Source organism: Kitasatospora papulosa, from assembly GCF_000717245.1.
GTDB classification, from domain to species: Bacteria; Actinomycetota; Actinomycetes; order Streptomycetales; family Streptomycetaceae; genus Streptomyces; species Streptomyces papulosus.
On sequence record NZ_JNYQ01000010.1, the window covers coordinates 208,336 to 227,999 of the forward strand.

At 71.9% G+C, this 19,664-nt stretch carries 16 protein-coding genes and 1 pseudogene; 7 read left to right on the forward strand and 10 right to left on the reverse strand.

Annotated features, from left to right (window positions below; all coding sequences use genetic code 11):
- Positions 1–34: 34 nt before the first annotated feature.
- From IA22_RS0124450 to IA22_RS0124475, 6 genes are all read right to left on the reverse strand, one after another.
- Complete coding sequence (locus tag IA22_RS0124450; protein WP_030124844.1) at positions 35–2,323, reverse strand: FdhF/YdeP family oxidoreductase; 2,289 nt, start codon at positions 2,321–2,323, stop codon at positions 35–37.
- Between the two features lie 43 nt (positions 2,324–2,366).
- Complete coding sequence (locus IA22_RS0124455; protein WP_014157223.1) at positions 2,367–2,885, reverse strand: SRPBCC family protein; 519 nt, start codon at positions 2,883–2,885, stop codon at positions 2,367–2,369.
- 205 nt (positions 2,886–3,090) lie between these two features.
- Positions 3,091–3,846 carry an anti-sigma factor gene (locus IA22_RS0124460; protein WP_014157224.1) on the reverse strand — a complete coding sequence of 252 codons (756 nt, stop codon included), beginning with the start codon at positions 3,844–3,846 and terminating at the stop codon, positions 3,091–3,093.
- Positions 3,843–4,427 carry a sigma-70 family RNA polymerase sigma factor gene (locus tag IA22_RS0124465; RefSeq protein ID WP_014157225.1) on the reverse strand — a complete coding sequence of 195 codons (585 nt, stop codon included), beginning with the start codon at positions 4,425–4,427 and terminating at the stop codon, positions 3,843–3,845. Before IA22_RS0124465 ends, IA22_RS0124460 begins: the two co-directional genes overlap by 4 nt.
- Positions 4,428–4,596: 169 nt before the next feature.
- Entirely contained in the window at positions 4,597–5,442 is an 846-nt protein-coding gene (locus IA22_RS0124470) for a siderophore-interacting protein (protein WP_014157226.1), read from the reverse strand.
- 65 nt (positions 5,443–5,507) lie between these two features.
- Positions 5,508–6,416 carry a 5'-3' exonuclease gene (locus tag IA22_RS0124475; RefSeq protein WP_014157227.1) on the reverse strand — a complete coding sequence of 303 codons (909 nt, stop codon included), beginning with the start codon at positions 6,414–6,416 and terminating at the stop codon, positions 5,508–5,510.
- A gap of 264 nt (positions 6,417–6,680) precedes the next feature.
- Between IA22_RS0124475 and IA22_RS0124480 the strand changes: the two genes are divergently transcribed.
- The 3 genes and pseudogenes from IA22_RS0124480 to IA22_RS0124490 all read left to right on the forward strand — a co-directional run bounded on the left by IA22_RS0124480 (position 6,681) and on the right by IA22_RS0124490 (position 10,739).
- Complete coding sequence (locus IA22_RS0124480; protein WP_030124845.1) at positions 6,681–7,799, forward strand: quaternary amine ABC transporter ATP-binding protein; 1,119 nt, start codon at positions 6,681–6,683, stop codon at positions 7,797–7,799.
- Positions 7,792–9,995, forward strand: a pseudogene (locus tag IA22_RS35380) (glycine betaine ABC transporter substrate-binding protein). Before IA22_RS0124480 ends, IA22_RS35380 begins: the two are co-directional and overlap by 8 nt.
- A gap of 198 nt (positions 9,996–10,193) precedes the next feature.
- Positions 10,194–10,739 carry a helix-turn-helix domain-containing protein gene (locus tag IA22_RS0124490; RefSeq protein ID WP_014157230.1) on the forward strand — a complete coding sequence of 182 codons (546 nt, stop codon included), beginning with the start codon at positions 10,194–10,196 and terminating at the stop codon, positions 10,737–10,739.
- Between the two features lie 71 nt (positions 10,740–10,810).
- Here the strand turns inward: IA22_RS0124490 and IA22_RS0124495 are convergent, their stop codons facing one another.
- Complete coding sequence (locus IA22_RS0124495; RefSeq protein ID WP_014157231.1) at positions 10,811–11,965, reverse strand: TDT family transporter; 1,155 nt, start codon at positions 11,963–11,965, stop codon at positions 10,811–10,813.
- Between the two features lie 70 nt (positions 11,966–12,035).
- Between IA22_RS0124495 and IA22_RS0124500 the strand changes: the two genes are divergently transcribed.
- Positions 12,036–12,968 (forward strand): LysR family transcriptional regulator, encoded by a 933-nt coding sequence (locus IA22_RS0124500; protein WP_030124847.1) that lies wholly within the window; start codon positions 12,036–12,038, stop codon positions 12,966–12,968.
- Between the two features lie 37 nt (positions 12,969–13,005).
- On the opposite strand, the gene IA22_RS0124505 is transcribed toward IA22_RS0124500, so the two are convergent.
- Both IA22_RS0124505 and IA22_RS0124510 read right to left on the reverse strand, forming a co-directional pair.
- Positions 13,006–13,719 carry a gamma-glutamyl-gamma-aminobutyrate hydrolase family protein gene (locus IA22_RS0124505; protein WP_014157233.1) on the reverse strand — a complete coding sequence of 238 codons (714 nt, stop codon included), beginning with the start codon at positions 13,717–13,719 and terminating at the stop codon, positions 13,006–13,008.
- Between the two features lie 112 nt (positions 13,720–13,831).
- Positions 13,832–14,605: a FadR/GntR family transcriptional regulator gene (locus IA22_RS0124510; RefSeq protein ID WP_014157234.1), complete on the reverse strand. Its 774-nt coding sequence runs from the start codon at positions 14,603–14,605 to the stop codon at positions 13,832–13,834.
- A 38-nt stretch (positions 14,606–14,643) separates the two neighbouring features.
- Here IA22_RS0124510 and IA22_RS0124515 point away from each other — a divergent pair, with 38 nt between their 5' ends.
- Genes IA22_RS0124515 through IA22_RS0124525 form a run of 3 tightly spaced genes read left to right on the forward strand, consistent with a single transcriptional unit; the run spans position 14,644 to position 18,174 of the window.
- The gene (locus IA22_RS0124515; protein WP_014157235.1) at positions 14,644–16,005 is read left to right on the forward strand and encodes a glutamine synthetase family protein; all 1,362 of its coding nucleotides are present in this window, start codon (positions 14,644–14,646) and stop codon (positions 16,003–16,005) included.
- An 8-nt stretch (positions 16,006–16,013) separates the two neighbouring features.
- Positions 16,014–17,378 carry an aldehyde dehydrogenase family protein gene (locus IA22_RS0124520; protein ID WP_014157236.1) on the forward strand — a complete coding sequence of 455 codons (1,365 nt, stop codon included), beginning with the start codon at positions 16,014–16,016 and terminating at the stop codon, positions 17,376–17,378.
- A gap of 4 nt (positions 17,379–17,382) precedes the next feature.
- On the forward strand, positions 17,383–18,174 hold the full coding sequence (locus IA22_RS0124525; RefSeq protein WP_015576477.1) for a 3-oxoacyl-ACP reductase: 792 nt from the start codon (positions 17,383–17,385) through the stop codon (positions 18,172–18,174).
- Between the two features lie 107 nt (positions 18,175–18,281).
- On the opposite strand, the gene IA22_RS0124530 is transcribed toward IA22_RS0124525, so the two are convergent.
- Positions 18,282–19,484: an amino acid deaminase/aldolase gene (locus IA22_RS0124530; RefSeq protein ID WP_030124849.1), complete on the reverse strand. Its 1,203-nt coding sequence runs from the start codon at positions 19,482–19,484 to the stop codon at positions 18,282–18,284.
- Positions 19,485–19,664 lie beyond the last annotated feature (180 nt).

A 19,664-nucleotide genomic window follows, 5' to 3' on the forward strand; every position in this document is an offset into this window, starting at 1 on the left:
CCGGGCGTCGCGTGACGGGCGCGGCCGGCTTCGGCTACCCCCTCGGCTCCAGCCGGACGACCATGCCCTTGGCGGTCGGCTGGTTGCTCGACTCGGCGACACTGTCCAGCGGCAGCAGCACGTTGGTCTCGGGGTAGTAGGCGGCGGCGCAGCCGGGGGACGTCGGGTAGGCAACCACCGTGAAGTCCTCCGCGCGGCGATCCGCGCCGCCGGCCCAGACACTCACCAGGTCGACCTTCTGCCCCGGTGCCAGTCCGAGACGGGTCACGTCCTGCGGGTTCACGAGGACCACGCGGCGGCTCCCGTGGATGCCCCGGTAGCGGTCGTCGTCCGTGTAGGGGACGGTGTTCCACTGATCGTGGGAGCGCAGGCTCTGCAACACCAGATGCCCGTCGGGAGCGTGCAGCATCTGCCAGGCGTTGCGGGTGAACATGGCCTTGCCGGTGGCGGTGCCGTAGACGCCCTCGTTGACGGGGTTGGGCAGCCTGATGCCACCGGGACGGGCCACCCGCCGGTTGAAGTCGTGCAGCCCGGGCACGATGCGGGCGATCCGGTTCCGGATGGTGCCGTAGTCCGCCTCGAACTCCGCCCAGGGGATTCCCGCGCTCGCGTCGAGGGTCCGGGCGGCGAGCCGGCACAGGATGGCGACCTCGCTGAGCAGGACCTTGGAAGCCGGCTCAAGGCGCCCGTGGGAGCTGTGCACCTCGCTCATCGAGTTCTCCACGGTGACGAACTGCTCGCCCGTCGCCTGGATGTCCCGTTCGGTGCGGCCCAGGGTCGGCAGGATCAGCGCGGTCTCGCCGCACACCGTGTGGGACCTGTTGAGCTTGGTGGAGACGTGCACGGTGAGACGGCAGCGCCGCATGGCGTCCTCGGTGACGTCGCTGTCCGGAGCGGCCCGGACGAAGTTGCCCGCGACACCGACGAACACCTTGACCCGGCCTTCGCCCATGGCCCTGATCGCGTTGACCGAGTCGAACCCGTGGGCGCGGGGCGGCTCGAAGCCGAACTCCTCCCGCAGCGCGTCGAGGAAGGAGTCGGGCATCTGCTCCCACACGCCCATCGTCCGGTCACCCTGGACGTTGCTGTGCCCGCGGACCGGGCACGCCCCGGCCCCCGCCTTGCCGAGGTTGCCGCGCAGCAGCAGGAAGTTGACGATCTCCCGGATCGTGGGGACCCCGTGCCGGTGCTGTGTCACGCCCATCGCCCAGCAGACGACGACGCGCTCGCTGCGCAGGACCTCGTCCCTGACCTTCTCGATCTCGCCGCGGGTCAGCCCGGTCGCGACGAGGACGTCCTCCCAGGCCACGGTCCGGGCGTGGCGGGAGAACTCCTCGAAGCCACTGGTGTCGGAGCGGATGAAGTCCTGGTCCAGGACGGTGCCCGGCCGCGCGTCCTCCGCCTCCAGCAGCAGCCGGTTCAGGCCCTGGAACAGCGCGAGATCGCCACCGCTGCGGATCTGGAGGAACTGATCGGCGATCGGTACCCCGCGTCCGATGATCCCGCGTGCCTTCTGGGGGTTCCTGAACCGCAGGAGACCCGCCTCCGGCAGGGCGTTCACCGCGATGACGCGGGCGCCGTTGCGTTTGGCCTCCTCCAGAGCCGACAGCTGACGCGGGTGGTTGGTCCCGGGGTTCTGCCCCACCACGAGGATCAGGTCGGCGTGGTGGAGATCGTCCAGACTCACCGTGCCCTTGCCCGTGCCCAGGGTCTCGTGCAGGGCGAACCCGCTGGACTCGTGGCACATGTTGCTGCAGTCGGGCAGGTTGTTGGTGCCGAAGGCCCTGGCGAAGAGCTGCAGGAGGAACGCCGCCTCGTTGCTGACCCGGCCCGAGGTGTAGAAGACCGCCTCGTCCGGTGAGTCCAGCGACCTCAGCTCGTCGGCCAGCAGTCCGAGGGCGTCGTGCCAGCTGATCGGCTCGTAGTGATCCGCGCCGGGCCGCTTGACCATCGGCTCGGTGAGCCGGCCCTGCTGGTTGAGCCACCGGTCGGACCGACGGCCCAGTCCGGAGACCGTGTGCCTGCGGAAGAAGTCCGCCGTGACACGCCGGGACGTCGCCTCGTCGTTGATGTGCTTGGCGCCGTTCTCGCAGTACTCGTTGACGTGCCGGTGCCCAGGAGCCGGATCCGCCCAGGCGCACCCGGGGCAGTCGATCCCGCCCACCTGGTTCATGGTCAGGAGCGTCAGTCCGGTCCGCCGCACCGACGTCTCCGCGAGGGAGTACTCCAGGGCGTGCGTCACGGCGGGCACCCCGGTGGCCCATGTCTTGGGCGGAGTCACGTTCAGCCGTTCGTCCGGCTCTTCACGCGGGGCCTTCTTCATGGGACGTGCCCTCTCGCTCTCGTGCTCTCCGACGGACGGACGGTCAGCCGACGGGCCAGTGAGGGACCCGGCTCCTGGCCGGCTCCGTCCCCAGGGGCCGGACGTGGCCGCCGCGGATGGTTCCGCGCCAGGCCCCGCCCTCGCGTCCCAGGCCCTCGATGAACTCCTTGAAGTGACCGAGTTCGGCCCGCAGCGCACGACGTACGAGGCGGCCGGCGTGCGTGCGAGGATCTGCGGCGCCGTGGGACCTGAGGTCGATGCGTACGGACACCTCGGTGCGGTCCGCTTCCGTCGCGCGGAACGACACCTCGCCCCGGTGGGCGAGACGCGGACCGAGACTCCGCCACCTCACGAGGGAGTCGGGCCGCTGGTCCACGATCTCCGCGTCGAACTCGTGTCGCACCGGGCCGAGGCCGATCACCCAGCGGGTCAGATTGGGGCGGATCTGCTCGACCCCCTTCACGACGGCCATGAACCGGGGGAAGCTCTTGAACTGCGTCCACTGGTTGTAGGCGGTGCCGACCGGCACGGCTACGACGATCGTCTCCTCGACGGTGCTCATGGCCCCACCTGCCCCTCGGGCGCTGTGATGGTCGGTGTCGCCGCGCGTGCCCCGCCCCGTGATCGGCGATCGGAGACGGACGCGCCCCTGCTCACCCTGCATCAGCTCCCCGGACGCCGCTACTCAGGAGAACGCGGACTCCCCGGTCCCCGCCTCGTACGGAGGCGGGGACCGGGGAGCGCGGACAGCGTGGCGGGATCGGGGATCAGGCGTCGCGGAAGTCCATCAGCGCCACCGGCGACGAGGTCGGCTCGTCGGAACCGCCCGCCGGCTCCACCGTGATGCCCATGCCGGAAGCACGGTCCACGGGCCCGTCCAGCAGCACCGCGTCGTCCGTCGCGGACGGGTTCATGAGTCCGGCCGAACGCATGGCTCCGGCGTCGTTGAACCACAGCTGGTAGACCTTGCCGCCCGGTGGCTGCGCCATGTCCGAAGCCAGGAAGACCGCCCGGTTCACGCTCTTCGAGACGACCACGGTGCCCCGGGCGCCGCCCCCCAGGTCCGCGGTGGTCGTCCGGGCATCCGACGCGGTGAGCACCCGCGCCACCTGCTCGTTGTGCTGCTGGGCCCGGTCGGTCTCCTGCCGGGCGTCCTGGGCGACCTGGTTCTGCCACACGGCGACCCCGCCGAAGGCGGCAGCGGCGGCGACACAGGCGGCGAGCGCGTACGTCGACCAGCGGCCCGCCCGCCCGGTGACCGCCCCGGCGCGAGGACTGCGGCCGTGCGGCGGGGGCTCCTGCCGCACCGTCGTGATCTCCCGCAGCACCCGGTCGCGGAGCGCGGGCGGCGGAGTGGCCGACACGGCGAGTCCGAGCCGCGCGGCGGTGGCCGACAGCTCCCGTACCTCCTGGGCGCACGCCTCGCAGGCGCCCAGATGCCGTTCGAACGCGATCCGCTCGTCCTCCGGCAACGCGTGCAGTGCGTAGGCCCCGGTCAGCGTGTGCAGTTCGGCCGTGCTCATGCGCTCACCCCCAGGCAGTCGCGCAGCCGGATGAGTCCGTCGCGCAGCCGTGTCTTGATGGTTCCCAGTGGTACGGACAGCAGTTCGCCGACCTCGCGATAGGTCAGCCCGCGGTAGTACGCCAGCGTCACCGACTCCCGCTGGAGCTCGGAGAGGGTCCGCAGACAGCGTCGCACCTGCTCGCGCTCCAGACGGCTCTCCACCTGCTCGGACACCTCGTCGAAGTCCGGGGTGCGGTCGAGCAGCGCGGCCTTGTGCTCGCGTGCCGCGGCCGCCTCGGCCGACCGGACCCGGTCGACCGCGCGGTGGTGGGCGAGCGTCAGGACCCAGTTCATGGCGCTGCCGCGCGAAGGCTGGTAGCGGGGGGCCGTGCGCCACACCTCGACCAGGACCTCCTGGGCCACCTCCTCCGACTGCGCCGGGTCCCGGAGCACGCTCCGCACCAGTCCGAGGACGGGTCCGCTGACCTGGTCGTACACCTGGGTGAAGGCGTCCTGGTCGCCGCGGGCCACCTGGACGAGCAACTCCTGCAGGCCGGGGCCCGGTGAGGGCACCCCACTGATGTGTACGGCTTCTTTCACGCGGACGTTCCTCCCGGAGCATGCATCGTCTTCTAGGGTGATTCGGAGCCGCTGTTCCTCCGGATTGGTCGAACAGGCTACGGATTCGTGGGCCTGGCCGCGTGACGGGGAAACGCGGAACCCGGCCGGCGTCCAGGACGGCGACCGGGTTCCGCGGGCGGTGGAGGGCTTACCTGGCGGCGCTCTCCTGCTCGCGCTCCACCTGCTCGTTCCACTCGCGCTTGACCGCGCGCCACGCGTCGTCGTTCTTGCCGAGACGCCAGTAACCCGAGATCGACAGCTGCCGGAGCGGGACACCGCGGTCCAGACGGAGGTGGCGCCGGATCTCCTTCACGAAGCCCGCCTCGCCGTGGACGAAGGCCTGCACCTCGCCCTCCGGGAACTCCAGGCCGGTCACGGCCGCGACGAGGGCCTCGCCGACCGGCCGGTCGCCGCGGTGCAGCCAGGTCACCGAGACACCGTCCGGCGCCACCAGCTTCTGCTCCTCGGAGGCGTCCGGCACCTCCACGAACGCGTGCACCCGCGCACCCTGGGGCATCTGCTCCAGCGACGCGGCGATCGCGGGCAGCGCGCTCTCGTCGCCCACCAGCAGGTGCCAGCCGGCCGAGGCCTGCGGGGCGTAACCGCCGCCCGGTCCCAGGAAGGTCACCTGGTCGCCGGGCTGCGCCCGGGCCGCCCAGGGGCCCGCCAGACCCTCGTCGCCGTGCACCACGAAGTCGATGGCCAGCTCGCGCGAGGCGGGGTCCCAGGAGCGAACGGTGTACGTACGGGTGGTGGGCCACAGCTCGCGCGGGTACTCCTCGCGGATCGCGGCCATGTCGAAGGGGTGGCTGTAGCCGGCGCCCTCCGGAGCGAAGCACAGCTTGACGTAGTGGTCGGTGTAGCCCTCCAGGGCGAAGCCGGCCAGGGCGTCGCCACCGAGGACCACGCGCACCATGTGCGGGGTGATCTGCTCGGTGCGCAGGACCTGCGCCCCCTGCGCCTGCGGTGTCCGGCGTTGCGGCTGCTCTGCCACGAGGTTCTCCCTGCTCTGGGCACAAACGATGTCCTGCGCACTTAGGCTTACCTAAGCTAGCATCTTCACGCCTGGAGCGTGAGAAGCAGGCGCTGAAGGGAGTTCCCGAGGCCCCACCGGGCCGCGAGGGCCTCCAGGGCGGCCGGATCGCGGGGTTCGCGGGGGAGCGCCGGGTCGAACCCGGGGAGCGGGACGTCGTCGGCGACCCGGACGACCTTCGGCGCCACCGCGACGTAGTCCCGGGCCTCGTCCAGACGCCTGCGCTGGGACGGGGTCAGCCGGGCGGCGGGGTCGTCCACCGCCGCCATGATTCCGGCCAGGTCGCCGAAGGCGTCCAGCAGCTTCGCCGCCGTCTTCTCTCCGATGCCGGGGACCCCCGGGAGGCCGTCGCTCGGATCGCCGCGCAGCAGCGCCAGATCGACGTACCCGGCACCGTCCACGCCGTACTTCCCGCGCAGCCACTCCTCGTCCGTCACCTGGAGCGTCCCCACGCCCTTCAGGGGGTAGAGCACCCGCACACCGCGGGCGTCGTCGACCAGCTGGTAGAGGTCGCGGTCCCCGGTCACGATGTCCACCGGGCCGGTGGCCCGCCCGGTCAGCGTGCCGATCACGTCGTCCGCCTCGTACGGGGAGACCCCCACCCGTGCGATCCCGAGGGCGTCCAGCACGGCCTCGATCACCGGGACCTGCGGGGAGAGCGTGTCGGGGACCTCCTCCTCGTCGGGAAGGCCCTCGGCGGTCTCGGCGGCCACCCGGTGGGCCTTGTACGTGGGGATCAGGTCGACCCGCCACTGAGGGCGCCAGTCGGCGTCCATGCAGGCCACGAGGTCGTCCGGACGGTGGTCCTGCACCAGCCGGGCGATGAAGTCGAGCAGCCCGCGCACGGCGTTGACCGGGGTGCCGTCCGGTGCGCGCACCGAGTCCGGGACGCCGAAGTAGGCGCGGAAGTACAAGGAGGCGGTGTCGAGGAGCATCAGGCGTCGCGTCACCCCCCGATCATGCCGCACCCCACCGACACGGCGCCCGGGGCGAGTGCGCGGTTCCCGGATCCGGCGGGTTTCCGGGTGACCTGGATCACACATGTGTTTGGGTCGTGTAAGTGGGGGCAGGCGCGGCACCGGAGCGGACCACGTCCATTTTTCAACCAGTGGTACGTGCTCTGCGGACCGAATCCGCACCGCTCCACGGTCTGCCGAAGGGGGTGGCAGACCGTTTTCGGTTCAACGCGTGAGGTGTATGTGTCCAGGCTGCAAGCCGAGCACTTGTACAAAGTGTTCGGCAGACGACCCGATCAAGCCGTGCGGAAGCTCGAGGGCGGTACCCACCGCGACGAGCTGCGCGCCGACGGAACGACCGCAGCGGTGATCGACGCCTCGTTCACCGTGGAACCGGGCCAGATCTTCGTCGTCATGGGACTCTCCGGTTCCGGGAAGTCCACCTTGCTCCGGATGCTCAACGGGCTGCTGGAGCCCACGGCCGGCCGTGTGCTGTTCGACGGGCAGGACCTGACCGCCCTGAGCCCCCGTGACCTGCGCAGCGTCCGCTCCAACAAGATCAGCATGGTCTTCCAGCACTTCGCCCTCTTCCCGCACCGCAGCGTGCTCGAGAACGCGGCGTACGGCCTGGAGGTCCAGGGCGTCCCGCGCGCTGAGCGCGAGGCGCGTGCCGCCGAGGCGCTGGAGCTGACCGGACTCGCGGGCTGGGAGAAGTCCTGGCCCGACGAGCTGTCCGGCGGAATGCAGCAGCGCGTGGGTCTGGCCCGCGCGCTGGCCACCGACGCCGACCTGCTGCTCATGGACGAGTCCTTCAGCGCGCTCGACCCGCTGATCCGCCGTGACATGCAGGACCAGCTCCTCGAACTGCAGAAGCGTCTGAAGAAGACGATCGTCTTCATCACCCACGACCTCAACGAGGCCATGCGCCTCGGTGACCGCATCGCCGTGATGCGGGACGGCGAGATCGTGCAGCAGGGCACCGCCGAGGACATCCTCGTCCGGCCCTCCAACGACTACGTCGCGTCCTTCATCCAGGACGTCGACCGCTCCCGGGTGCTCACCGCGGGTTCCATCATGGAGGCGCCCGAGACGGGCCGCTCCGACGAGGACCTGCTGGCCGAGGCCCCGGCGACCGTGACGTCGGAGACCCCCATAGCCGAGCTCTTCACCCCCTTCTCCACCAGCGGGGCGGCCGTCGCCGTCACCGGTGAGGAGGGCGACGTCATCGGCGTCGTCCCGCGCGAGAGGCTGCTCGCGGCCCTCGGCGAGGAACCGCAGGTGGAGCCACAGGAGGACCCCCGGCCCGACACCCAGGTGCCGGCCCCCCGGGACGAGGCCAAGAAGGTGATCGCCGGTGCCTAGGCTCTCCTTCGGCAGCTGGGTCGAGGACGCGGTCGACTGGCTCCAGTCGAACCTCACCTGGATCTTCGACTTCATCAAGACCGTCCTCGGCGGCATGTACGACGGCGTCAACGCCGTGCTCGGCGGCGGTGAGCCGCTGTTGATGGCCGGCATCTTCGCCGTCATCGCCTTCTGGCTGCGCGGTGTGATCCCCGCCGTGGCCACCTTCGTGGGCTTCGCGCTCATCGACTCCCTCGCCCTCTGGGACGAGGCGATGGCCACCCTCTCGCTGGTGGTCGTGGCAGCGGTCATCACCATCGTGATCGCGGTCCCCACCGGTATCTGGGCGGCGCGCAACAGCCGGGTCAGCTCCGCGCTGCGGCCGGTGCTCGACGTCATGCAGACGATGCCCGCCTTCGTCTACCTGATCCCCGGCGTCATGTTCTTCGGCGTGGGTGTCACCCCCGGCGTGATCGCCACCATCGTCTTCGCGATGCCGCCCGGCGTCCGTATGACCGAGCTGGGCATCCGCCAGGTCGACAGCGAGCTGGTCGAGGCGGCCGAGGCCTTCGGCACCTCGCCCAAGCACACGCTCACCCGGGTGCAGCTCCCGCTCGCCCTGCCGACGATCATGGCCGGTATCAACCAGGTCATCATGCTGGCCCTGTCGATGGTCGTCATCGGCGGCATGGCCGGCGCGGGCGGCCTCGGCGAGAAGGTGTACGCCGCGATCACCCAGCTCCAGGTCGGCCTCGCCGCCGAGAGCGGGATCGCCGTCGTCATCCTGGCCATGTACCTGGACCGGATGACCGGTGCGCTCAACGAGCGGGTCTCCCCGCTCGGCCGCCGTGCCGCCGCCAAGGTCGCCGCCGGTGCGCGACGGCTGAAGTTCACGCACTACAAGCCGGGAACCGCCGTCGCCATGACCGGTGTCGTCGTCCTCGCGCTCGTCGCGGGCGGCCTCAACATCGCCGGCTCCTCCGACGCGAAGGGCTCGCAGGCGGACGCCTCGGACGTCGGCCAGGGCCAGAAGATCAACATGGGCTACATCCCCTGGGACGAGGGCATCGCCTCCACGTTCCTGTGGAAGGAGATCCTGGAGCAGCGCGGCTACGAGACCGGGATCACCCAGCTCGACGCCGGTCCGCTCTACTCCGGTGTCGCCCGCGGTGACATCGACTTCCAGACGGACTCCTGGCTGCCCACCACGCACAAGGACTACTGGGACAAGTACAGCGACCAGCTGGACGACATGGGCGCCTGGTACGGCCCGACGTCCCTGGAGCTGACGGTCCCCTCGTACGTCAAGGGCATCGACTCGCTCGAGGACCTCAAGGGCCAGGGCAAGAAGTTCGACGGCAAGATCATCGGCATCGAGGCCAGCGCCGGGATGATGGGCACCCTCAACAAGAAGGTGCTCAAGGAGTACGGCCTGGAGGGCGAGTACAAGGTCGTCTCCTCCAGCACCTCGTCGATGCTGCAGCCTCGAGAACGAGATCCAGAACGCCGGCCAGGGCAAGGAGCAGGACGGCGTCCGCGCCTGGCTGAAGAAGAACGACGGTCTCGTCGACAAGCTGGCCCCGGTGCCGGGTGGCGCGGGCGGCTCGCAGCAGGGCAAGGACGCGGGCAAGACCGTCAACATGGGCTACTTCCCTTGGGACGAGGCCATCGCCTCCACCTACCTCTGGCAGAACATGCTGGAGGACCGGGGATACAAGACGACGGTCAAGCAGCTCGACCCGGGTCCGCTCTACACGGGTCTCGCGCAGGGCCAGCTCGACGTCCAGTTCGACTCCTGGCTGCCGACGACGCACAAGGACTACTGGGACCGGTACAAGGACAACCTCACCGATCTCGGTTCCTGGTACGGCCCCACCTCGCTGGAGCTGAGCGTCCCCTCGTACGTCAAGGGCATCGACTCGCTCGAGGACCTCAAGGGCCAGGGCAAGAAGTTCAAGGGCAAGATCATCGGCATCGAGTCGAGCGCCGGGATGATGGGCACCCTCAACAAGAAGGTGCTCAAGGAGTACGGCCTGGAGGGCGAGTACAAGGTCGTCTCCTCCAGCACCTCGTCGATGCTGCAAGCTCAGTGAGGCGCAGCTGGCCTCGCTGGAGGTGGAGCTCCAGAAGGGCGGCGCCGGCAAGGAGAAGGAGTCCGCCCGCCGCTGGATGAACGCCAACCCGGACGTGGTCGCGAAGCTGGCGCCCGTCAGCTGACCCGCCCGGTCCACGGACCGGACACGACGAAGGGGACGGCCCCGGTAGCGAACCGGGGCCGTCCCCTTCAGGCTTGTCTGAGGGAGTCCCCGAAGGTTTCCCGTCCGTCCTCGTCCGCCGGCTTCCCCTCCATCACGCGAACGACATGCGTAGGGTGCTGGCAACCGGCAGGATGGCGAACCGGGGAGGGAGCCGGACATGGACGACAAGGAAGCCCTTCGAGTGGGTGCCGCGGTCCGCCGACGCCGCAGGACCCTCGGACTCACCCTGGCCGCGGTGGCCGGGAGGAGCGGACTGTCCGTGCCGTTCCTCAGCCAGATCGAGAACGAACGTGCCAGACCCAGCCCCCGGTCCCTGGACCGGGTGGCGCAGGCGCTGGAGACCACGACCGAGCGGCTGCGGGCCGCCGCGGACTCGGCGCGCGCCGTGGACGTCGTGCGCGCGGGCGACGAGGACGGCGTGCGCCGGCTGGTGCGCGGGCGGCACCAGCTCAGCGCGCTCGAGTTCATCGGCGAGCCGGACCTCGGACGCGAGTTCCAGCACCGCAACGACGAGGTGATGTACGTCGTGGAGGGCGCGGTCGAGGTCGAGGCCGAAGGGCGGGCCCACCGGCTGGGCAGGGGTGACACCCTCTTCCTCTCGGGCGGGGTCCGGCACCGGTGGCGGGCGACCGTGCCGGGTACCCGGCTGCTGGTCGTCTCGGTCGCCGAGCACATCGACGCGACGTACGACGCGCGCCGCTGACGGAGGAGTCCCGGCGGCTGTCCGGCACGTCCCGGACGAGCGGGACGCCTCCGGTCCCGAGCCGGCGCGGTTCAGGCGGCAGGGGCGGGAGCCTGCCGGAGCGGCCGGGGCGCCGCCGGCAGCGTTCCGCCGAACAGGCCGCCCAGCGTCCGCACGCCGGCGACGGCCCAGGCGGTCAGCAGCAGGACGTAGAGCGCCACGGCCAGCCAGCCGAACGCGTCCAGCCCGGTGTGCCGGGCCAGCCCCGCCGCGCCGGTGACACACGTACCGACCGGGAAGGTGAATCCCCACCAGGTCATCGTGAACCCCATGCCCCTGCGCAGCGCGCGGACCACCATCGCGGCGGAGAGGGCCAGCCAGAGCAGGGCGAACCCCATCACCGGCACCCCGTACAGCACCGCGAAGGCGCCGAAGGCCGAGGCGTACGGAGCGGGGACCGCGCCCGGCGCCACATCGGCCAGCTGGTTGACCGCCGTCGTGGACTGGCCCAGCGGACCGAGCACCAGGAACAGCGTCGGGGTCAGCGCGAGCGGCAGGGGACCTTCGTGGACCAGCCGGGCGAAGATCAGCGGGAGTACCACCAGGGTCGCCAGCAGGGACAGCCCGAACATCGCGTAACAGGCGAGCAGCAGCGCCTCGCGTCCCTGGCCGGGAGCCAGCTCGGGGACGAGCAGCGGTCCGACCGCGGCCGAGACCATCGGGGCCACCAGCGGCAGCAGCCACACCGGCGACGCGCTGCCCGGCGCGAGACGGTGGCGTACGACCATGAGGAAGGGGATCGCCACGGCGGCCGCGAGGCCCGCGACCGTGCCCGCCGTGAACAGCAGCGCGTCCACCGCGACGGCCGCCGGACGCCCGAGGACGTCCCGGCCGACCACCAGCGTGCCGGCGCCGACGGCGAGCAGGGCCATGGACATGCATCCGTGGAACGGGGCGACGGCCGGATCCAGGAGATGGGCGCGGGCCTGGTCCCGGTGCAGGATCCAGTGCCCGGCCCGCGCCGTCGCCACCACGGCCAGCAGCACCGCCGACAGGGCCCACACCACCACGCAGCCGGCCCGCAGCCCCGGCACGTCGACGGGCAGCGCGGCACCGGCCGTGGCCACGATCGCCGTGCCCATGACCGTCGCGTACCAGTTGGGGCCGAGGTGGCGCAGGGACGGGAGCCGGGGAGCGAGGGAGTGGGACACGGGGGTCCCGGTCCGGTTCCGCAGAAAGATGGCCATGCCACGATTCTCGGCGGGCGGGCCGGCGCCCACCAGGGAGCGCCGGGCTATGAGGTCATAGGCTGGAGTTATGTCCAGCCCCGTGCCCCCGCGCTCCTCCCTGACCCACCGTGTGCCCGACCTGGGGGCCATGGTGCTGCTGCTCGCCGTCGCACGGCACGGGAGCCTGGGCAGGGCGGCGAAGGAGGTCGGCATCAGCCAGCCCGCCGCCTCCGGCCGCATCCGGTCGATGGAGCGGCAGCTCGGCGTCGCGCTCCTGGACCGCTCGCCGCGCGGATCGAGGCTGACGGACGCGGGCGCCCTCGTCACCGACTGGGCGCGCCGGGTCGTCGAGGCGGCCGAGGCGTTCGACGCGGGGGCGCAGGCGCTCCGGGACCGGCGGGACTCCCGGCTCCGGGTGGCGGCCAGCATGACCATCGCGGAGTACCTGCTGCCCGGCTGGCTGATCGCGCTGCGGGCCGAGCGTCCGGGGACCGCGGTCTCCCTGCTCGCGGGCAACTCGGCGGCGGTCGCCCTGCGGCTGCTGGCCGGTGAGGCGGATCTGGGCTTCGTCGAAGGCCTCTCGACACCGGAGGGGCTCGACGGCACCGTCATCGCGCACGACCGGCTCGTCGTCGTGGTCGCCCCCTCCCACTCGTGGGCGCGCCGGGAACGGCTCACCCCCGGGGAACTGGCAGAAGCCCCGCTGATCCTCCGCGAACACGGCTCGGGAACCCGCCAGATCCTGGACGCGGCACTCGCCGTGCACGGCGGACTGGCCCGCCCGCTGCTCGAACTCTCCTCCACCACCGCGGTGAAGGGGGCCGCCGGGAGCGGCGCCGGACCCTGCGTGCTGAGCGAACTCGCCCTGGGCGAGGAACTCTCCGCGCGGCGTCTGGTCAAGGTCCCGGTCGCGGGCGTCCGGCTGCGCCGTCAGCTGCGCGCGGTCTGGCCCGCCGGCCACCGGCCCACGGGCCCTGCTCGCGACCTGCTCTCCCTGACGGCCCGTGAGACGGGGGCCTGACGACCGGGGTGCCCCCGACGCCCCGCTCCCGCGCCCCTCAGGCCGACGGGACGACGGCTCCGCGCCGGGCCGCGGCCACCAGGGCCCGCATGATGCGGAGGTCGTCCCCCATCTCCGGGTGCCACTGCACCCCGAGCACCCACTGGGCCCCCGGCAGTTCGACCGCCTCGACGGTGCCGTCCGCCGCGTGCGCGGAGGCCACCAGCCCCGGCGCCAGCCGGTCCACGGCCTGGTGGTGGTACGTGGGTACGGACGCCTCCTCGTCCACGAGTGAGGCGTACAGCGTCCCCGGCACGGGCGTCACGGTGTGCTCGCCGAGGATGCCGGTCTTCCCGAACGGGCCCGCGTGGCCGTCCAGATGCTGGGTCAGGGTGCCGCCCATCGCCACGTTGAGCAGCTGCATGCCCCGGCAGATCCCGAGCACCGGGGTCCCGGCCGCGCGGGCGGCGCGGAGCAGGGCCACTTCCCAGGTGTCGCGTTCGTGCGCCGGCGGTCCCGTCCTGAAGTCGCGCTCCGCGCCGTACAGTCCGGGGTCGACGTCGGCGCCGCCCGCGATCACGAGGCCGTCCATCCGGGCCACGACCGCCGCCGCCTTCGCCGGATCGTCCGGTGGCAGCAGCGCGGCCGTCCCGCCGGAGCGCTGGACCAGCTGGGGGTAGGCGGAGGGGAGCACCGCCGCGGGGAGTTCCCAGACGCCCCAGCGAGCCGCCGGCTCCAGATAGGTCGTGACGCCGATGAGCGGTTCGTGCATGGTGCGGTCCCTCCGGCGGCCGGTCTGCGGGCCGGCCCGGTGCAATGGTGTTGCGATATACCTTTGTTCGTACCGGGCCGCCGCGCAAGAGGAGTGATCCGGAAAGGCTGGATCAAGCCAGGAAGCCGCGGAGCAGCGCGGCCGTTCCCGCGCAGTGCTCGCGCATCACCGCCCGCGCCGCCTCCTCGTCGCCGTCGAGCACCGCTTCGACGAGGACCGTGTGCTGATGCTGCGAGTGTTCGAGGTTCCGGACGAGCAGGGGGATGCAGTCCAGGAGGTCGTTCACGCTCGCCCGCACGGTCGCGTAACGGGCGGAGAGGGAGGGCGAACCGGAGAGCTCGGCGAGCGTCAGATGGAAAAGGGTGTCGATCCTGCGGTAGTCGGGCAGAGGTGCCTCGTGTGTCGCCGCCAGAGCACCGCGCAACCGCTCCGCCCCCTCGTCGTCGAGGCCACGCGACGCGCAGAGCCCGGCCGCCCCCGACTCCAGCACCTCGCGGAACAGCAGGACGTCCTCGAGGTCCACGTCCGCCACCCGGCGGCGCAGCTCGTCCCCGTCGGCCGGTCCGGTGCGGCCGAGCACGAACGTTCCGCCGTACCGGCCCCGCCTCGCCTCGATCAGGCCCTGGTCCTGGAGCACCTTCAGCACCTCGCGCAGGGTCACGCGGCTGATGCCGAGGAGACCGGCCAGCTCGCGCTCGGCCGGCAGCCGCCCGCCGCCGGGCACCAGACCCAGCCGGACCACCTGGAGGATCTGCTCCAGCGCCTCCTCGAAGCCGTTGCCCGCACGGACCGGCCGCAGCGCGGACAGCAGCAGGCCCGGGTCCCCGGGGTCCCCGGTTTCATCCGCCACGTCCTGATTCCCTTCCTCCCAATGGTTCTCTCCCATACCTTAGACCGACCGGCTGACCGAACGAGGAGTATCCCGTGGCAGACCGAACACCCCCGCTGGGGACCGACGAGCTGCGCGTGCGCGTGGAGCGCGGTGAGATCGACACCGTGGTCCTCGCCTTCCCCGACATGCAGGGCAGGCTCCAGGGCAAGCGGTTCGCCGCCTCCTTCTTCCTCGACGAGGTGCTGGAGCACGGCACGGAGGGCTGCAACTACCTGCTGGCCGTCGACACGGACATGAACACCGTCGACGGCTTCGCGATGTCCTCCTGGTCCAACGGCTACGGGGACTTCGCGATGCGCCCCGACCTGACGACCCTGCGCCCGATCCCCTGGCACGAGGGGACCGCCCTGGTCATGGCCGACCTCTCCTGGGAGGACGGCTCCCCGGTCGCCGCCGCGCCCCGCCAGATCCTGAGGCGGCAGCTGGAGCGGCTCGCCGCACACGGGCTGACCGCCCACGTCGGCACGGAACTCGAGTTCATCGTCTTCAAGGACACCTACGAGCAGGCCTGGGACCGTGCCTACCGCGGCCTCACCCCGGCGAACCAGTACAACATCGACTACTCGGTCCTCGGCACCGGCCGCGTGGAACCGCTGCTGCGCCGCATCCGCAACGAGATGGCGGCCGCCGGGCTCACCGTCGAGTCCGCCAAGGGCGAGTGCAACCCCGGCCAGCACGAGATCGTCTTCCGCTACGACGAGGCGCTCGTCACCTGCGACCAGCACGCCGTCTACAAGACCGGCTCCAAGGAGATCGCCGCCCAGGAGGGTGTCGCGCTCACCTTCATGGCCAAGTTCAACGAGCGCGAGGGCAACTCCTGCCATATCCACCTCTCGCTCCAGGACACCGACGGGCGCAGCGTCATGGCGGGCGAGGACGGTGCCATGTCCCCGGTGATGCGGCACTTCCTCGCCGGCCAGCTCGCCGCGCTGCGCGACTTCTCCCTGCTGTACGCCCCCAACATCAACTCCTACAAGCGCTTCCAGCCCGGCTCCTTCGCCCCCACCGCCGTCGCCTGGGGCCACGACAACCGCACCTGCGCCCTGCGCGTCGTGGGACACGGCCGTTCGATGCGCTTCGAGAACCGGCTGCCCGGCGGCGACGTCAACCCCTACCTCGCGGTCGCCGGCCTCGTCGCCGCAGGACTGCACGGCATCGAGCACGGACTGGAACTCCCCGACGCCTGCGAGGGGAACGCCTACACCGCCCGGTACGACCAGGTCCCCACCTCGCTCCGTGAGGCCGCCGCCCTCTGGGAGGACAGCCAGGTGGCCCGGGAGGCCTTCGGCGACGACGTCGTCGCGCACTACCGCAACATGGCGCGCGTCGAACTGGAGGCCTTCGACGCAGCGGTGACCGACTGGGAGCTCCGCCGCTCCTTCGAACGCCTGTGAGGAACCCCGTGATCCACGAGCACCGCGTACTGAACCCGGCGACGGAGGAACTCGTCGCCACCGTCCCCGCCACCTCCGCCGCGGAGGTGTCCACCGCAGTCACCAGGGCCGCCCAGGCCCAGCGCACCTGGGCCGCCCTGGCACCCGCGGACCGCGCCCGGCTGCTGCGCCGCTTCGCCGTCCTCGTCGACGACCACCGGGAACGGCTGGCCCGACTGGAGGTCACGGAAGCGGGACACACCCTGGGCAACGCCCGCTGGGAGGCCGCCAACGTCCGGGACCTGCTCGACTACGCGGCCGGGGGAGTGGAACGGCTGACGGGACGCCAGATCCCGGTACCGGGCGGGATCGACATCACGTTCCTCGAACCGCTGGGCGTCGTCGGAGTGATCGCCCCGTGGAACTTCCCCATGCCGATCGCCGCCTGGGGCGTCGCCCCCGCCCTCGCGGCCGGCAACGCGGTCCTCCTGAAACCGGCCGAGACCACCCCGCTGACCGCCCAGTACCTGGCCCGGCTCGCCCTGGAGGCGGGCCTGCCCGAGCATCTCTTCCAGGTGCTGCCCGGCGCGGGTGACGTGGCCGGCAGGGCCTTGGTCGAGCATCCGGGCGTGGCCAAGATCGTCTTCACCGGCTCCACCCGCGTCGGCAAGGAGATCATGGCCGGGTGCGCGGACCGGGTGAAGCGGCTGACCCTCGAACTCGGCGGCAAGAGCCCCAACATCGTCTTCGCCGACGCCGACATCGAGACCGCCGCGGCCGCCGCGCCGATGTCCTTCCTGGACAACGCGGGCCAGGACTGCTGCGCCCGCAGCCGCATCCTGGTCCAGCGGACCGTGTACGACCGCTTCCTGGAACTCCTCGTCCCGGCCGTCGCCTCGGTCGTCGTGGGGGACCCGTCGGACGAGAAGACCCAGATGGGACCGCTGATCTCCCTGGCCCAGCTGGAGCGCGTCCGCGGGTTCGTCCCGGACGGCGCCGACGGCATCCGGGGCAGCGCGCCCACCGGCGCCGGCTTCTGGTTCCCCCCGACCGTCCTCACCGGTGTCGCCCCCGACGCTCCCGTCGCCACGCAGGAGGTCTTCGGCCCCGTCGCCGTCGTCCTGCCCTTCGAGGACGAGGAGGACGCCGTCCGGCTGGCCGACGCCACCGACCACGGCCTGGCCGGTTCGGTCTGGACCCGCGACGTGGGGCGCGCCCTGCGCGTCTCCCGGGCGGTCCGGGCCGGGAACCTCTCGGTCAACTCCCACTCCGCCGTCCGCTACGGGACCCCGTTCGGCGGCTACAAGCAGTCCGGACTCGGCCGCGAACTGGGGCCCGACGCCCTGGCGGCCTTCACCGAGACCAAGAACGTCTTCATCGACACGGAGGCCTGAACACATGACGGACGAATCCGGCACGATCTGCCGCCGCCTGACCGGCCGCACCGCCGTCATCACCGGGGCGGGCAGCGGCATCGGGCTCGCCACCGCACGCCGGCTGGCGTCCGAAGGAGCCCATGTCGTCTGCGGGGACATCGACGAGAGCGCGGGCAGGGCGGCCTCCGAGGAGGCGGGCGGTACCTTCGTCCGCGTCGACGTCACCGACCCCGGCCAGGTCGAGGCCCTCTTCGCGACGGCGCACGAGACCTACGGCTCCGTCGACATCGCCTTCAACAACGCCGGTATCTCCCCGCCCGAGGACGACTCCATCCTCACGACCGGGCTGGAGGCGTGGAAGCGCGTCCAGGACGTCAACCTCACCTCCGTCTACCTCTGCTGCAAGGCCGCCCTTCCCTACATGCGCCGCCAGGGCCGCGGCTCGATCATCAACACCGCCTCCTTCGTGGCCCGGATGGGCGCCGCGACCTCCCAGATCTCGTACACCGCCTCCAAGGGCGGCGTCCTCGCCCTGTCCCGCGAACTCGGGGTGCAGTTCGCCCGCGAGGGGATCCGGGTCAACGCCCTGTGCCCCGGGCCGGTCAACACCCCCCTGCTCCAGGAGCTGTTCGCCACGGACCCGGAGCGCGCCGCCCGCAGGCTCGTGCACATCCCCCTCGGCCGGTTCGCCGAGGCGACGGAGATCGCGGCCGCGGTCGCCTTCCTGGCGAGCGACGACTCCTCGTTCGTCAACGCCACCGACTTCCTCGTCGACGGCGGGATCTCGGGGGCGTACGTCACACCGCTCGACTGACGCTCACCGGGGCGGTCCGCGCCGGCCGCCCCACCACGGACGCCGGCCCGGCCGTGCCGTCCGCACCGGCGACGGTGCGGACGGCACCGTCACCGCTGGACGGCGCCCTACAGGAAGGCGTGGCCCTCACCGCGGTACGTCGGGACGGTGGCGGTGATCCGGTCGCCCTCGATCAGCCGCAGTTCGTCGAAGCGTTCGCACAGCTCACCGGCCTTGGCGTGCCGGAACCACACCTTGTCGCCGATCAGCAGGTCGTCCGCCGGAGCACCGAGCAGCGGTGTCTGCACCTCCCCCGGGCCCTCCTGCGGGTCGTAGCGCAGTCCCTCGGGCAGATACGGCACCGGGAGCCGGTCGGGACCCGCCGCCCCGGACGCCGGATACCCCCCGCCGAGCACGGTGACCACGCCCACGCCCGGCCGCCGCACCACGGGCTGCGCGAACAGCGCCGCCGGACGCCCCGTGAAGGAGGTGTAGTTGTCGAACAGCCTCGGTACGAAGAGACCGGATCCCGCCGCGATCTCGGTCACCGCGGCCTCCGCGGCGGTGTGCTGCACGCTGCCGGTGCCGCCCCCGTTGACGAACTCCAGGCCGGGTGCCACCGCGCGGACCGCCCGCACGACCTCCGCCCGCCGGACCGCCAGCTCCCTGCGGGCCGCCGCCTGCATCAGCCGCACCGCGCGGGACCGGAAGGGCCGCCCGGCCACCGAGTCGCCCACACCGGCGACATGCCCCTCGTACGCCATCAGCCCCACCAGACGGAAGCCCGGTCGGCGCTCCACCGAGCGGGCCAGCTCGGCCAGTTGCGCGGGGGAGCGGAGCGGGGAGCGCAGCGCGCCGATCCTGATCCGGCCGCCGAGCATCCGCAGCGAGGTGTCCAGCTCCAGACAGACGCGGATCTCCTCGGTGCCGCCGGCCCTCGCCGCGTCGATGAACTCCAGCTGCGCGTGGTCGTCCACCATCACCGTCACCGCGGCGGCCGGCTTCGGATCCGCCGCCAGCTCGGCGTACGCGGACCGGTCGGCCGACGGATAGGCCAGCAGCACGTCGTCGAATCCGGCGCGGGCCAGCCACAGCGACTCGGCGAGGGTGAACGACATGATCCCGGCGAAGCCCGGACGCGCGAGCACACGCTCCAGCAGGGCTCGGCAGCGCACCGACTTGCTCGCCACCCGGACGGGTTTTCCGCCCGCCCTGCGCACCAGATCGGCGGCGTTGGCGTCGAACGCCTCCAGGTCGACGACGGCCACCGGGGCGTCGAGGTGGGCGGTGGCCCTGTTGTAGCGGCTCCGGTCAGCGGCGCGGGCAGTCATGGCCGCAGCTTGCCAGACGTCCGTACCACTGGGTAGGGGACGTTCGGTGCAGATCGTGCCGCACCCCGCGTCCCGTCCCCACGGGGTCCCGTCCACCCCGTAGAGTGACCGTCACACGATCGACCGGCGGGCCCGCGCGGACGGCGGTCCGTGGGCGGTGCGGGGACGTGGACCAGGGGG